Annotated in this window: 11 protein-coding genes; 5 read left to right on the top strand and 6 right to left on the bottom strand. The window is 65.7% G+C overall.

Annotated elements, in window-relative coordinates; translation table 11 throughout:
* Positions 1-3 precede the first annotated feature (3 nt).
* The 5 genes from KF907_RS08475 to pdhA all read right to left on the bottom strand — a co-directional run bounded on the left by KF907_RS08475 (position 4) and on the right by pdhA (position 5,972).
* Positions 4-1,695: a phosphate ABC transporter substrate-binding/OmpA family protein gene (locus KF907_RS08475; RefSeq protein WP_291219734.1), complete on the bottom strand. Its 1,692-nt coding sequence runs from the start codon at positions 1,693-1,695 to the stop codon at positions 4-6.
* A 31-nt stretch (positions 1,696-1,726) separates the two neighbouring features.
* Positions 1,727-2,431 carry a hypothetical protein gene (locus tag KF907_RS08480; RefSeq protein ID WP_291219735.1) on the bottom strand — a complete coding sequence of 235 codons (705 nt, stop codon included), beginning with the start codon at positions 2,429-2,431 and terminating at the stop codon, positions 1,727-1,729.
* 87 nt (positions 2,432-2,518) lie between these two features.
* Positions 2,519-3,871: a dihydrolipoamide acetyltransferase family protein gene (locus tag KF907_RS08485; protein WP_291219736.1), complete on the bottom strand. Its 1,353-nt coding sequence runs from the start codon at positions 3,869-3,871 to the stop codon at positions 2,519-2,521.
* Positions 3,872-3,888: 17 nt separating this feature from the next.
* On the bottom strand, positions 3,889-4,869 hold the full coding sequence (locus KF907_RS08490) for an alpha-ketoacid dehydrogenase subunit beta (RefSeq protein ID WP_291219737.1): 981 nt from the start codon (positions 4,867-4,869) through the stop codon (positions 3,889-3,891).
* Between the two features lie 26 nt (positions 4,870-4,895).
* On the bottom strand, positions 4,896-5,972 hold the full coding sequence (gene pdhA / locus KF907_RS08495; RefSeq protein ID WP_291219738.1) for a pyruvate dehydrogenase (acetyl-transferring) E1 component subunit alpha: 1,077 nt from the start codon (positions 5,970-5,972) through the stop codon (positions 4,896-4,898).
* A gap of 698 nt (positions 5,973-6,670) precedes the next feature.
* Between pdhA and KF907_RS08500 the strand changes: the two genes are divergently transcribed.
* From KF907_RS08500 to KF907_RS08510, 3 genes are all read left to right on the top strand, one after another.
* Positions 6,671-8,008 (top strand): hypothetical protein, encoded by a 1,338-nt coding sequence (locus KF907_RS08500; protein WP_291219740.1) that lies wholly within the window; start codon positions 6,671-6,673, stop codon positions 8,006-8,008.
* A gap of 72 nt (positions 8,009-8,080) precedes the next feature.
* The gene (locus KF907_RS08505) at positions 8,081-8,944 is read left to right on the top strand and encodes a tryptophan 2,3-dioxygenase (protein ID WP_291219741.1); all 864 of its coding nucleotides are present in this window, start codon (positions 8,081-8,083) and stop codon (positions 8,942-8,944) included.
* Positions 8,945-9,025: 81 nt separating this feature from the next.
* Positions 9,026-10,534, top strand: a complete 1,509-nt coding sequence (locus KF907_RS08510) for a peptide MFS transporter (protein WP_291219742.1) — start codon at positions 9,026-9,028, stop codon at positions 10,532-10,534.
* A 394-nt stretch (positions 10,535-10,928) separates the two neighbouring features.
* On the opposite strand, the gene KF907_RS08515 is transcribed toward KF907_RS08510, so the two are convergent.
* Positions 10,929-11,384: a MarR family winged helix-turn-helix transcriptional regulator gene (locus tag KF907_RS08515; RefSeq protein ID WP_291219744.1), complete on the bottom strand. Its 456-nt coding sequence runs from the start codon at positions 11,382-11,384 to the stop codon at positions 10,929-10,931.
* An 87-nt stretch (positions 11,385-11,471) separates the two neighbouring features.
* Here KF907_RS08515 and hppD point away from each other — a divergent pair, with 87 nt between their 5' ends.
* Both hppD and hmgA read left to right on the top strand, forming a co-directional pair.
* The gene (gene hppD, locus KF907_RS08520) at positions 11,472-12,575 is read left to right on the top strand and encodes a 4-hydroxyphenylpyruvate dioxygenase (protein WP_291219746.1); all 1,104 of its coding nucleotides are present in this window, start codon (positions 11,472-11,474) and stop codon (positions 12,573-12,575) included.
* A 167-nt stretch (positions 12,576-12,742) separates the two neighbouring features.
* Positions 12,743-14,032 carry a homogentisate 1,2-dioxygenase gene (gene hmgA, locus KF907_RS08525; RefSeq protein ID WP_291219747.1) on the top strand — a complete coding sequence of 430 codons (1,290 nt, stop codon included), beginning with the start codon at positions 12,743-12,745 and terminating at the stop codon, positions 14,030-14,032.
* Positions 14,033-14,063 lie beyond the last annotated feature (31 nt).

Below are 14,063 nucleotides of genomic sequence, written 5' to 3' on the forward strand. Positions count from 1 at the left end.
CCGTCAGCGAGCCAGCACGGCCGCGCGCGTCGAGCGGTTCAGCGCACGGCATTCCTCGAGCGTCAGGTTCTCGCTTTGCGGCGAGGCTTCGTTGCAGATCGGCCGGTCGGGGCCGTTGCCGACGATGCGGAAGCGTGCCCGTTCGAACTCCCACTGGGTGACCAGGTAGTCGACGACGGCTTGCGCACGGGCGCGCGAGAGCCGCATGTTGACCTCGCGCGAACCGGTGGAGTCGGTGTTGCCGGAGATCTCGAAGTAGGCCGAACCGTTGTTCTCGATGAACGGCACCATCTCGTCGTCGAGGGTCTTCTGCGCGCGTTTGGTCAATTCGGCCGAGGCGGTGGCGAAGGTGACCGTCACCGGCTTGGTCACGCTGGCCGGTTGCTGCGACATCTGCTCGCGCTCGCGCTCGCTGAACGTATATTCGGGCTGCGCCGCCGCCTGCTGCGCGGCCTGGCTCTTGGCAAGCAACTTGCTGACGAAGCGCGTGTCGAACGAATCCTGCGGAGCGATGACCGGGCTGTTCGGGTTGGCCAGCGCGCCGGCGCGGCGGTAGATGCCGTCGAAACGGCGGTATACGCGCTCGTAGTGGTTGGTGCCGCCGACCAGGCCGAGGATACGCGCATTGTCCTCCAGGCCGGTCCAGACGAGGTTCTGGAACAGGCTCTTGACGAAGTCGCGCCCTTGGTCCTTGGCGAGCAGGGTGAAGAACTCCTCGGTGCGCACGAGCGCGTCGACCGCGTCATCCGGTGCCTTGCGTGCAACCTCCACGCCTTCGAGCCAACCTGCGACAAAAGCCTGGAAGGTGTTCGTGTTGGCCGGATTGTCGAGCACGCGGCTGTCACAGACGATGACGTCGTAGATCAGGTTGGTCGCGGTGCGGGTCGAGTAGACGACGTGCGCGCCGGGCACGTTCTTGAGCGCCAGCGACAGGTCCGGATCCCACAGTGCGGCGGCATCGACGTTGCCGGCCGCGAAGGCGGCGCGCACGCCGGCGGTGCCTTCCTCGGCGTTGATGTAGACGTAGCGCACCGAGTTCTTCGCGCGCGCGGTCATGCTGGAGTTTTCGATCGCGTCGATGGTCATGCCATCGGAGGGCGTGAACTGGAGCAGGGCAACCGTGCGGCCGGCGAGGTCCTCGACGCGGCGGATCGCCGGGTCGCGCGTGATGATCGCGTCACCGCCCTGCGTGTTGTCGACGACGATGATGGCGCGGCCGTCGTGGCCCGAGTTGCGCAGGTTCGGCTGCTCCTGCGCCCAGAAGTCCGAGGTGCGCCAGGCGCATTGCGCGGTGTTCGATTCGAAGATCGTGGTCAGCGTCGGGATGTCGTCCTGGATGAGGAACTCGACGTTGACGCCGAGACGGTCGTAGATCGAGCCGGCTTGGGTCTTCAGCGACTTGCCGTTGGCGAGCAGGGCCGGCGCATAGCCGTGGAAGCTGACCAGGCTGACCTTGAGCGGATTGTTGGCGCTGCCGAGCGGGCCGTTGCCGGGCTTCGTGGTTGCGACCGGGCTCGTGGCTGGCCGGCTCGATGTAGATGTCGATGGTGGAGTGGGCGTGGAGGTCGAGGTGGCGGGAGTGGCACTCCGTGACTGCACCAGTTCGCGCAGGCCGAGATGCCAGGCTGCGGCAGCGGTGCCGCCGATGACGACGAGGGTGATCAGGCCTTTGGCCAGCGGGGTCAGCTTTGCCATGTCGGCTCCTTGGAAGCGGGCAATGGGAAGTTCACGGGTTCGCGGTCGGATTCGCCCGGCCGTCACCGAAGACCGCGGCGATGCGCGACAGGCGCATGCCTTCCTGGTCATAACGCAGAATCTCGCGCTGGCAGGCCTCCTTGGTCGCGCGGGCCTCGGCCTCGAGCGCGCCCTTCTCCTCGGTCGCACGCGTGATCTCGCGCTCGAGCAGGGCTTCGAGGTCGGCGATCTGCTGACGGATCCGCTGGGTGGCTTCCTGCTGGCGTGCCTCGCGCGTGGCGATCGCCTCGCGTGCGGTCTCGAGCGCATGGCGCGCGTGCTGTTCGAGTTCGCGCCGTGCGGTCTCGAGAGCGCGCTTCTTGTGTTCGGCATCGAGCAGGACATCGTCGATGGCCCAGGTTTCGTCGGCCGCGTCGAGCGCCTCGACCGCCGCCTTGCGCGCCGAGGGATCGAGCGCGGCCAGGCCTTCGAGCACGCGCAGCAGCTTTTCCGCGCTGAACGGCGCGGCCGGCAGGCCCTGCGCGGCATAGATCTGTTCGAATGGGCGCTGCTCGACCGGGCCGGCGGCCGTGGCGGCAGGCGCCGGCGCAGGTTCTGGCGCAGGCGTTGGCGCTGCCCTGCGCGCCGGCGGCTCGCGTCGCGCCACCGGCTCCGGCGCGGCAGGTGTTTCCACCACCGCCGGCTCCCCGGTCTCGACGAGTCCGACCTTCTCCAGCACGCGCAGCAATTTGCTCATCGACGCACCCCCGGGCAATCCAGCGCCCAAGTGTAGGGGATTCGCGGCCGGTTTGAGGAAGCGTGTCGGTCGCTCGTGAACGGGCTCCTACCGCGGCAGGGCGAGGTCGTCGAGCATGGTCTTGAGGAAGCGCGCGGCCTCGCCGCCGGTAGCGGCGCGGTGATCGAAGGTCAACGACAGCGGAATCACCCGGTGCGCCTCGACCCCGCCCATCACCGGCGTCAGCTGGTGGCGACCCTTGCCGGCAGCGACGATCGCCACGGTCGGCGGTACCACCACGGGCGTTGCATAGCGACCGGCGAATACGCCGAAGTTCGACAGCGAGATCGTGTAGCCCTTGAGTTCCTCGGGCGGGATGCTGCGCTCGAGGACCTGCTGGCGCAGGCGGTTGATCGCCTGGCGCAGACCGTTGGCGTCGAGTACGTCGGCATTGCGCAGGGCCGGCACGAACAGGCCGTCGTCGGTATCGACGGCGATGCCGATGTCGACGTGCGGGTGCAGGGTGCGCACGAGGTTGTCGCCGTCGAACCAGGCGTTCAGTGCCGGCACCGCCTTGCAGGCGGCGACGAGGGCACGGATCAGGCGCACGGTGATGTCGTTGCCGGGTTGCCAGGCGTGGATGTCGGCATCGTCGCACAGCGTGGTCGGCACGACCTTGGCATGCGCGTCGGCCATGACACGCGCCATGTTGCGGCGCACGCCCTTGAGCGGTTCGGGCTGACCAGTCGCACTGACTCCCGGCGGCTGGGTGCGCATGGGCTGACCGGATGCGGAAAGGTGCGTGCGTTCGCGGGTGTCACGCACCGGCGCCACCACAGGGGGCGGCATGGGCGGCGCCGCATCGGTCGCGCGTGCGAGCGGCGCCGGCACATCACGACGGGCGCTGCCGCTCGCTGCGGCCTGCTTGACGTCCTGCAGCGTGACCACGCCGCCGGCACCGCTGGGCGCGACGCGGCCCAGGTCGATGCCGAGCTTCTTCGCCAGCGCGCGCACCGCCGGCACGGCCTTCACGCCGCCGACGTCGCTGGCCTGCTCGGCATGCACATGGCTGCCGGTTTCCATCGCACCGACCACGGTGCCCGAATCGGCACGCGCCTCGATGCTTGTGGCGGCGGCAGCCGGCGCGGCTGGTTTCGCCGGCGCATGCGCGTGGTGGTGGCCGGTGGCCTCCGCCTCGGCGCGTTGCGGCAGGTTCGGATCGAGCGCGATTTCGACCAGCGGCGCGCCGGTGACGATCACGTCGCCGGCCGCACCGAACAGCTTCACGACCTTGCCCGAATACGGTGATGGCACCTCGACCACCGCCTTGGCTGTCTCCATCGACACCAGCGGCTCGTCGAGGCGGATCGTGTCCCCCACCTTGACCGCCCATTCGACGATGGTTGCGTCGGGCAGGCCCTCGCCGAGATCGGGCAGCAGGAATGACTTGGTAGCGCTCATCGGTTCGGATCCTTCAGTCAACTCACCGCCAGCGTGCGTCGTGCAGCGGCGGCGATGCGCTCCACGCTCGGCAGATATTTCATCTCGAGGCGGAACAGCGGAATGTGGGTGTCGTAGCCGGTGACGCGCTCGACCGGCGCGACCAGGTCGTACAGCGCCTGCTCGGCGAGCCGAGCGGCGATCTCGGCACCGAATCCGGCGGTGCGCGGTGCCTCGTGCACGATCACGCAGCGTCCGGTCTTGCGTACCGACTCGTGGATCGTGTCGAAATCGAGCGGTTTGAGCGTAGCCACGTCGATGACCTCGGCGCTGATCCCCTCGGCGGCGAGTACGTCTGCGGCCTCGAGGGTTTCCTTGACCTGCGCGCCCCAAGTGACGAGGGTGACGTCGCTGCCGTCGCGCAGCACGAAACACACGTCGAGCGGCAGTGCCTCGCCGTCATCCGGTACTTCTTCCTTGTACTGGCGGTAGATGCGCTTGGGCTCGAAGAAGATCACCGGGTCGGGGTCGCGGATCGATGCGAGCAGCAGGCCGTAGGCACGTGCGGGCGACGACGGCAGAACCACGCGCAGGCCCGGCACGTTGGTGAAGATCGCCTCGTTGGCCTCGGAGTGGTGCTCTGGCGCACGGATACCGCCGCCCCACGGGGCGCGCCACACGGCTGGCACGCTCATGCGTCCGCGCGTGCGGTTGCGCAAGCGCGCGGCGTGGCAAATGATCTGTTCGAGCATCGCGTAGATGAAGCCCTCGAACTGCGCTTCGGCGACTGGCTTCATGCCCTGTGCGGCCAGGCCGACGGTGAGTCCGGCAATGGTCGTCTCGTCGAGCGGCGTGTCGATCACGCGCTCGGCGCCGTAGCGCCCGATCAAGCCGAGCGTGGCGCGGAACACGCCGCCGTTGACGCCGACGTCCTCGCCGAGGACGACGACCGAGGGGTCATGTGCCATCTCCCAAGCCAGTGCTTGGGTGACGGCTTCGATGAGGGTGATCTGGGCCATGATGGTTCCGTTTTGCGGGGCGCCGATCAGGCGCGCTTCTCTGCGGCGACGGCCTCTTCGCGCTGGGCAACGAGATCCGGTGGCAGTTCGGCGTAGGTGTAGTCGAACATCGCCTCGACCGGTTGCGTCTTCGTTTCGAGATAGGCATTGACCTCGGCGTCGACATAGCGCGTGCACTGTTCCTTCCACGCGGCTTCCTCGTCCTCGGTCCAGGCATTGAGGGACATCAGATAGGCCTTCATGCGCTTGAGCGGTTCGCGTGCCCAGGCGTCCTTGACCTCCTGCTCGCCGCGGTAGCGGCGTGCGTCGTCGGCGGTGGTGTGGTCGGACAGGCGGTAGGTCACCGCTTCGATGCACATGCCGCCGTGGCCGTGGCGGGCGCGCTTGATCGCATGATCCATGGCCGCGCGCATGGCGATCAGGTCGTTGCCGTCGACCTGAAGGCATTCGAGGCCGGCGGCGATGCCCTTCTGGGCCAGCGTTTTCGCGCCGGTCTGTGCGTTGCGCGGCACCGAGATCGCCCACTGGTTGTTGACGATCACCGCGACCAGCGGCAGCTGCATCGCGCCGGTCACGTTGAGGGCGCTGTTGAAGTCGGCCTTCGACGAACCGCCGTCGCCGATCGTGCACACGGCGACACGCGGCTCCTTGCGGATCTTGAACGCCAGCGCCGAACCGGCCGCGTGCAGGCACTGCGTGCCGATCGGCACGCACCAGGCGAAATCGTGCGCAGGTCCGGAGAAATCGTTGCCACGCTCGTCGCCCCCCCAGTACAGCAGCAACTCGCGGGGCTTCACGCCGCGATGGAACTGCACGCCGTATTCGCGATAGCTCGGCGCGAACACGTCGTCCTCCTGCATCGCGCTGCCGATCGCCAGATAGGTCGCCTCGTGGCCCAGGCAAGGCGCATAAGTGCCCAGCTTGCCGGTGCGCTGCAGGGCGATCGCCTTGGCGTCGAACACTCGCGCCATCAGCATCTCCTGGTAGAGCTTGACCAGCTGGCGTGTGTCGCGGGCGAAGGCCGGCAGGTCGTTGCGCACGAGCCCGCCGTCGGCGTCGAGGAACTGCAGGTATTCGATCTCGAAGGTGGCGGCGGTGGGCATGGATGTCTCCGCTGGGGCGCCGCTGGCCGCGCATGCACGGCCGAAGGGCAGGCCCGGATTGATGCCGGGAAAACCGTGGCGTCCCGCCATGCGGGAGCGTGGGGTTCGGTGCGAAGGCTTCGCGCGGAGCCCGGATCCAGTGCCGGATTGCGCGATGCCGCGCCGAGGGATGTCCCCGCGCCACGACGAATCGTTGCGTCTGATACCAAGGCCGGCGTGGCGGCGCAAGGATCGGCGCAGCACGGAATGCGGCCGGGTCGAGCCCGACGCAGTTTGTCCCCGCTGCAGGTTCTTGCGCCAAATTGCGTTGATGTCCGGCAATTCCATCACAGTCCGGGGTTTCCGCCATGACGCCTGCAGTTCGAACGCGGGTCGTATCGCTCGTGCTGTTTCATGCCGCACTGGTTTCCGGCCCGCTCCACGCGGCGTTGTTCTGGGTCGGCAGTGAGGCGGGCTGCACCCATTCCACGCTGCAGGCGGCCATCAATGCGGCGCAGGCAAACGGCCCCGGTGCGGACGAGATCCGCGTACGCACCGGCACGTTCCTGAACCAGAACCTGAGCATCGAGGATCACTCGCTTTCCATCAGCGGTGGCTGGAACGCCTGCGGTGCAGCCGCGCAGCAAACCGCGCGCAGCGTGTTGTCGGCCGGCGCCAGCGCGGGTACGTATGGCAGCAACCCGGTCCTCAGGATCCGCATGCTGGCCGGGCCGCAGAGCGTTTCCTTGCGCAATCTGCTCATCCAGGATGGCTACGGCCAAGCCGTCGATGGTGGCGGCATCCACATCTACGGGCGGGCCTCGGTGGTTCTGGAGAACGTGCAGGTCGATCACAACTACACCTTTAGCATCGGCGGCGGCATCTACATCAATGGTTCCGGCTCGACCGCGCCTGCCACGGTGGAACTGCATCGCAATGTGACCATATCCAACAACCGGGCCGAATTCACGGGCGGAGGCATCTACGGCAGGCACGCCAACATCCGCATCCGCGCGGACCTGACCGACATCGTCGGGAATCTCGCCGGATTTGGCGGTGGCATCGGTGTGGAACAGGCGACCATCACGGTCGGCGCGGTCGGCCAGCCCGTGCCGTACCAGAATGCGACGGGAGCCAAAATACGCAACAACCGGGCCGTCCAGGGCGGTGGCGTCTGGCTGATCAACCACGCAACCCTCGATGCCCGTGAGCTGAGCCTGGAGGGCAACATCGCGACCGCCGGCAACAGCAGCGGCGGCGGCATCTACGCCGACTCCAACGCCTTCGTGCGCATGGCGCGCGACTATCCCGATGCCAATGTCGTCAGTTGTCCGGCAGACCAGAACTGCTCGCGCATCGTTGGCAACCGTGCCGGCAACGGCTGCCCGGGCACGAACGGGCATGGTGGTGGTGCGTATTTCGATGGCGCGAACGGTTTTTTCTACCAGACCATGTTCCTGGAAAACTGTGCCTACGGCTCGCCAGCGTTGAATACATGGGGGGCGATGCTGGTTCTGGAAGGCGTGGTGGTTGCCAAAAACAGGCTTGCCTCGCGCGGCAGCGATCAGACCGGTCGCAGGGTGGTAAGTCATGCCTCCCGGAGCGGCAACCCGATCTCCTTTTCGGACATCCGGTTTTCGACCTTTGCCGACAATGTCGAAGTGCAATCCGATGGTTCGGTGTCGCCGGCCATGGCTGTGCAGCTCATCAACGACAGTTCGTGGAGCCATGAATTGGTGGCGTCGGCTTTCGCCGAGCCGGTCTCGGTTTCCGGCAGTTTCGACGCCTACGGTCCCTGCAACCGCATCCAGCTCCAGTCCGGCAATTTCGTCAATCCGGCAGCGAACGACTACCGCCCGACGTTGGCCGGTTTTCTGGTCGATGCCTGTTCGGAGGCTTCGATCAGCCACTTCATCCAGTACACAGACCCGCGTAAGGTCGCACGCTGCCAGGATCATTCGCGCCCGGACCAGGGCGGCAAGTGCGATGTTGGCGCCTATGAATTGCCGACCGACATTCCGGCCGACCGCATCTTCGCGCACGGTTTCGAGAACTGAGGAAGCACAGGGCTGGCAGTCGCCGCGCGCGTCCGGTAGGTTGCGGAATCAATTCTCCGAGGCCGATGGCGCATGGAAAACCGACGTGAGCTCGAGCAGGGCATCGAAACCGACCTGCGCGACCGCCTGACCTACGGCGGCTACCTGCAACTGGACACCCTGCTTTCGGCGCAGCTTCCGCTGAGCCAGCCGCAGCACCACGACGAGATGCTGTTCATCATCCAGCATCAGGTCGCCGAACTGTGGATGAGGCTGATCGTGCACGAGCTGCGCGCGGCGATCGGTCTGCTGGCGATCGATCAGACTGATCCCTGCCTGAAGATCCTTGCCCGCGTGAAACAGATCCAGCGCCAGCTGTTCGAACAGTGGGCCGTGCTGGAAACGCTCACGCCGACCGAATACCAGGAGTTCCGCCACGTGCTGGGGCCGGCTTCGGGTTTCCAGTCATGGCAGTACCGCCTGCTCGAGTTCATGCTTGGCAACAAGAACGCCGACATGGTGCGCGTCTTCTCCTACGACCCGGTACGTCAGGCCGGCTTGCGCGAAGTGCTCGAGGCGCCGAGCCTCTATGACGAGTTCCTGCGCCATCTCGCCCGTTGCGGGCATGCGGTGCCGGCGCACTGCGTCGAGCGCGACTGGTCGCAGCCGCATGTGTTCGTGCCTGAACTGGTGCCGATGTTCGAGCGCATCTACGAAAACGCCGACGAGTTCTGGTCCGAATACCACTTCTGCGAGCAGCTCGTCGATGTCGAGGAGTCGTTCCAGCTCTGGCGCTTCCGCCACATGAAGACGGTCGAGCGCATCATCGGCCACAAGCGCGGCACCGGCGGATCCTCGGGCGTGGCCTTCCTGCGCAAGGCCCTCGATCTCAGCTTCTTCCCGGAGCTGCTGGAGGTGCGCACGGTCATCGGCGCGTCGCCGTCTGCGCCTGTCTGAGCGGGCGTGGTGGATTGACGCATCCCGCCGCGTCGGTGATGCTCCCGCGGTCCATCCTTCGCTCGACCAGGGGAGATTCGCATGAGTGGCCAATCCGCAGCCGCGCCCGATGTAACGCCGCCACCCGATTTCAAGACCGTGATGGGGCATCCGCGCCCGCTGTGGATGCTGTTCATGACCGAGTTCTGGGAACGCTTTGCGTTCTACGGCATGCGCTGGGCACTGGCGCTGTACATCGTCGCCCAGTTCTACAGTGGCGACAGTGCTGGCGAGGCGCCGGCCAGCCGACTGTATGGTGCCTATCTCGCCCTCGTCTATGCCGCCGCACTGTTCGGTGGTTACGTGGCTGATCGTGTGATCGGCTACCAGCGTTCGATCCTGGTCGGTGCAGTCGTCATGGCCGCCGGCCTGTTCATGATCGTCGTGCCGAACGAGCAGGTGTTCAAGCTGGGCCTGGCCACGGTCATTGCCGGCAACGGCCTGTTCAAGCCGAACATCTCGACCATGGTCGGCAAGCTGTACGCCCCAGGGGATGAGCGGCGCGATTCCGGCTTCACCCTGTTCTACATGGGCATCAATGCCGGCGCGCTGATCGCTCCGATCCTCACCGGCTGGCTGGCCGAGCGCATGTTCGGCGGCTCGCCCGACATGCCGGCGTACAAGGTGGTGTTCATTGCCTCGGGCATCGGCATGCTGGTCAGTCTGGTCTGGTTCTGGTTCGGGCGCGCGCAGCTGCAGGGCATCGGTCGCCCGACCGAAGGTACCGAAAGCGTGCAAAGGGTGGTGTACACGCTGCTGGGCACGCTGGCTTCCATTCCCGTGATCTACTTCCTGCTCGCCATCGATGCCAGCCAGCTGCAGTGGCTGCTGACCGCACTGTTCGTGGCGCTGTGCGTGCTGATCCTGCGCGAAGGCTTCCGCGATGGCGCGGTGCGGCGCGACATGGCGATCGCCATGCTGATCATCTTCGCCTTCAACGTGCTGTTCTGGATCTTCTTCGAGCAGGCCGGCTCCTCGTTCAACTTCCTCGCGCAGAACATCGTCAACCGCGACTTCGGCGGCTGGATCTTCCCGGTGGGCTGGTTCCAGTCGGTCAACTCGCTGGCGATCATCACCCTCGCCCCGGTCATCGCCTGGATCTGGGTCAAGATGGGCAAGGCCAATCCGTCCATCCCGCGCAAGTTCGGCCTCGGCATCATCTTCAATGGCCTGGCCTTCCTGCTGCTGATGGTTGCGCTGTCGAGCATGGTCGATCCACAGAGCCTGAAGATCCCGTTCTGGACGCTGTTCATGGTGTACGTGATCCAGTCGGTCGGTGAGCTGTGCCTGTCGCCGATCGGCCTGTCGATGGTGACCAAGCTGGCACCGGTACGCCTGGTCGGCTTCGGCATGGGCGGCTGGTTCCTGTCCACCGCCATCGGCAACAACCTCTCGGGCATCTTCGCCAGCCACGTCAGCGGCGAGGGCGGCATGAGCGTGGAGTCGGCACTGTCGGGCTACACCTTTGGCTTCTGGGTGCTGGTGGGTTCGGGTGTGTTCCTGTTCCTGATCGCGCCACTGATCCAGAAGCTCATGCACGGCGTCAAATGAGTCCTCGATGACGCCAGCCCGTGCAGGCCATGGACGGCCTGCGCGCGGGATTCGGACCAAGGGATGCTCTGATCAATCCCGTCATCGGATATCAATAGCTCGGGGCCGTCCTGTGCGGGCGCAGCCCGGAGTTGCGCCGGCCCGACAGACGGCCAGTCCGGCTTCGCCGTCGCGCCTTGACCTGCGCTCGCACAGGACGGTGACGCCGCAGTGGGATTGATCGGAACATCCCAAGGTTTCCCCGGATCGTGCCGACCGCGGCTGTAGCCCCACGAGGGCTTGATCCAGTGAACGGCTTCAGTCGCGACGGCTATCGGCCGAGTTCACAGATACGGGCCGCGACGGCACGACCACGACCATCCCGTTCGACTACCGCCGCTGCGGCGGTTGAACCTCAGCGCTTCGACTCGACCAACTCAGCCTTCCACAGCGTATCGAGGATGCGCGCGAGCCATTCGCGTTCTTCCATGCTGAGATGCGAGAGCAGGCGCTGCTCGTGTTCGAGCGCGAGCGGCGCGACCTGGTCGTAGATCTTCCAGCCTTCCTCCGACAGGCGCAGCACCGAACGGCGCTTGTCGTTGGCGGCCGTGCCGCGCTCGACGAGGCCCTTGGAAAGCAGGCGCGCGATCGCGCGGCTCACTGCAACCTTGTCCATCGCCGTGCGCTCGGCGACCTCGCGGCCCGACAGGTCGGCACGGTGGCCGAGCACGGCCATCGCACGCCACTCGGTGACCGACAGACCGAAGCGTTTGTCGTAGACGCGCGCGATCGCCTGGCTCAGGGTGTTGGAGAGCACGCTGAGGCGGTAGGGCAGGAAGGTTTCCAGTTCGAGCAGGGCGTGACCGGCCATCGGGACACTCTTGATTGTGGTTTCAATTGAAACTATAAAGGACGTTTGCGCAGCGCGTGCGCATCGAGCCAGCCGAGGAGCCGCCCCATGAATGCCCAGCCCGCGACGAAGACCGGTGTCGAGGTTACGACGTTCGACAACCCGATGGGTATCGATGGTTTCGAGTTTGTCGAATTCGCCGCGCCGCAGGGCCAGGCGCAACACCTGCACGACTACTTCCGCAAGCTTGGCTTCGTGCAGGTTGCGCGCCACAGGACACGCCCGATCAGCACGTATCGCCAGGGTGACTGCACTTTCCTCATCAACGAGGATCCCGATTCCTTCGCCGCACGCTTCGCCGCCGAGCATGGCCCGAGCGCCTGCGGTTTCGCGATCCGCGTCAACAAGCTCGCCGAATGGGTGCGCGTGCAGGCTCTGAAGAACGGCGCGGAATCCTTCGACACGCGCGACGAACTGAGCAAGGCCGCAGCCGCGCCGGTCATCAAGGGCATCGGCGGCTGCATGCTCTACATCGTCGACCGCTACGACGACAAGGGCACGATCCACGATCCCGACTACGAATACCTGCCAGGCGTCGACCTGCTGCCAAAGGGTTTCGGCCTGACCTTCATCGACCACCTGACCCACAACCTCTACCACGGCAACATGGCGAAGTGGGCGGACTACTACGAGCGCCTGTTCAACTTCCGCGAGATCCGCTACTTCGACATCAAGGGCGCCAAGACCGGCCTGCTGTCGAAGGCAATGACCGCGCCCGACGGCATGGTGCGCATCCCGCTCAACGAATCGAGCGACCCGAAAAGCCAGATCAACGAATACCTCGACCAGTACAAGGGCGAGGGCATCCAGCACATCGCCTGTTTCACAGACGATATCTACACCACGGTCGAACGCATGCGTGATGCCGGCATCGAATTCCTTGATACGCCGGACACCTACTTCGACGTCATCGACGAGCGCATTCCGAACCACGGCGAGGACGTGCCGCGCCTGGCAAAGAACAGGATCCTGATCGATGCCGATCCGGAGACCAAGCAACGCAAACTGCTGCAGATCTTCACCCAGAACGCACTTGGACCGATCTTCTTCGAGATCATCCAGCGCAAGGGCAACGAGGGTTTCGGCGAGGGCAATTTCCAGGCGCTGTTCGAGAGCATCGAGCGCGACCAGATGCGCCGCGGCGTGCTGTAGTAGGAAGCGGCTTCAGCCGCGATGCTCCTTCTGTACAACGCCCCAAAGAAAAAGCATCACGCCTGAAGGCGTTTCCTACAGGGCAATGGGTCTCCGAAGAGCATCACGCCTGAAGGCGTTTCCTGCAAGATGAATACCCACCCGGCACGCGCGCAATGGTGACCCGCATGCATCCGCAATACCAGACAGGTTTCGCCAATGAGTTAGCCACCGAGGCGCTGGCCGGCAGCTTGCCGATCGGGCGCAACTCGCCGCAGCGCGTGGCGCACGGGCTATACGCCGAGCAGCTCTCGGGCACGGCGTTCACCGCGCCGCGCCATGCCAACCGACGCAGTTGGCTCTACCGGATCCGTCCGGCAGCGATGCACGGTGCGTTCGCGCCGTTTGCGCAACCGGCCTTCCACAATGATTTCGGCAATGGGCCGGTCACGCCCGAACAATTGCGTTGGGATCCGCTGGCGTTGCCGAGCGCGCCGACCGACTTCATCGAAGGCCTCTACACGATGGCCGGCAACGGCGGTCCGCTTGCACAGTCCGGCGTCGGCATCCATCTGTACGTGGCCAACCGCGACATGCACGGCCGCTGGTTCAACGATGCCGACGGCGAGTTGCTGATCGTTCCGCAGCACGGCCGTCTGCGCCTCGAGACCGAGTTCGGCGTGATCGAGATCGAGCCGCAGCAGATCGCCGTGGTCCCGCGCGGCATCCGCTTCCGCGTGTCCTTGCCCGATGGTGTCGCACGCGGCTACGTTTGCGAGAACTTCGGCGCCTTGCTCAAGCTGCCCGATCTCGGCCCGATCGGCAGCAACGGCCTTGCCAATCCGCGCGATTTCGAGACACCCGTCGCCGCCTACGAAGATGTCGAAGGCGATTTCGAGCTCGTCACCAAGTTCCAGGGGCACCTGTGGCGTGCGGACATCGGCCATTCTCCGTGCGATGTGGTCGCCTGGCACGGCAATTACGCGCCGTACCGTTACGACCTGCGCCGGCACAACACGATCGGTTCGATCAGTTTCGACCATCCTGATCCGTCGATCTTCCTCGTCCTGCATTCACCGAGCGACAGCGCGGGTGTCAGCAACCTTGATTTCGTGATCTTCCCGCCGCGCATCCTGGCCATGCAGGACACGTTCCGTCCGCCGTGGTTCCATCGCAACGTGGCCAGTGAATTCATGGGGCTGGTGCATGGCGCCTACGACGCCAAGGCCGGCGGCTTCGTGCCGGGCGGCAGTTCGCTGCACAACAGCTTTACCGGTCATGGTCCCGACGCGGCGACGTTCGAGAAGGCGTCCAGCGCAGACCTGTCCAAACCTGATTTCATCACCGACACGATGGCTTTCATGTTCGAGACGCGCGCGGTTATCCGGCCGACTGCCCAGGCCCTCGATGCCGCGCACCGGCAGCGTGACTACCAGGCCTGCTGGCAGGGATTGCGCAAGCATTTCAGCGCGCCCTGAGACGGGCGCCCATTCCCTGCGTGCATCGCGG

Origin of the sequence: Dokdonella sp., assembly GCF_019634775.1 — a bacterium.
Classification (GTDB): Bacteria; Pseudomonadota; Gammaproteobacteria; order Xanthomonadales; family Rhodanobacteraceae; genus Dokdonella.

What these genes read in the sequence shown, in the direction of transcription:
- hppD (WP_291219746.1), top strand. Translation starts at nt 11,472, where the DNA reads ATGAATGCCCAGCCCGCGACGAAGACCGGTGTCGAGGTTACGACGTTC.
- KF907_RS08475 (WP_291219734.1), bottom strand. Translation starts at nt 1,695, where the DNA reads ATGGCAAAGCTGACCCCGCTGGCCAAAGGCCTGATCACCCTCGTCGTC.
- pdhA (WP_291219738.1), bottom strand. Translation starts at nt 5,972, where the DNA reads ATGCCCACCGCCGCCACCTTCGAGATCGAATACCTGCAGTTCCTCGAC.
- KF907_RS08485 (WP_291219736.1), bottom strand. Translation starts at nt 3,871, where the DNA reads ATGAGCGCTACCAAGTCATTCCTGCTGCCCGATCTCGGCGAGGGCCTG.
- KF907_RS08505 (WP_291219741.1), top strand. Translation starts at nt 8,081, where the DNA reads ATGGAAAACCGACGTGAGCTCGAGCAGGGCATCGAAACCGACCTGCGC.
- KF907_RS08480 (WP_291219735.1), bottom strand. Translation starts at nt 2,431, where the DNA reads ATGAGCAAATTGCTGCGCGTGCTGGAGAAGGTCGGACTCGTCGAGACC.
- KF907_RS08515 (WP_291219744.1), bottom strand. Translation starts at nt 11,384, where the DNA reads ATGGCCGGTCACGCCCTGCTCGAACTGGAAACCTTCCTGCCCTACCGC.
- KF907_RS08490 (WP_291219737.1), bottom strand. Translation starts at nt 4,869, where the DNA reads ATGGCCCAGATCACCCTCATCGAAGCCGTCACCCAAGCACTGGCTTGG.
- hmgA (WP_291219747.1), top strand. Translation starts at nt 12,743, where the DNA reads ATGCATCCGCAATACCAGACAGGTTTCGCCAATGAGTTAGCCACCGAG.
- KF907_RS08510 (WP_291219742.1), top strand. Translation starts at nt 9,026, where the DNA reads ATGAGTGGCCAATCCGCAGCCGCGCCCGATGTAACGCCGCCACCCGAT.
- KF907_RS08500 (WP_291219740.1), top strand. Translation starts at nt 6,671, where the DNA reads ATGCTGGCCGGGCCGCAGAGCGTTTCCTTGCGCAATCTGCTCATCCAG.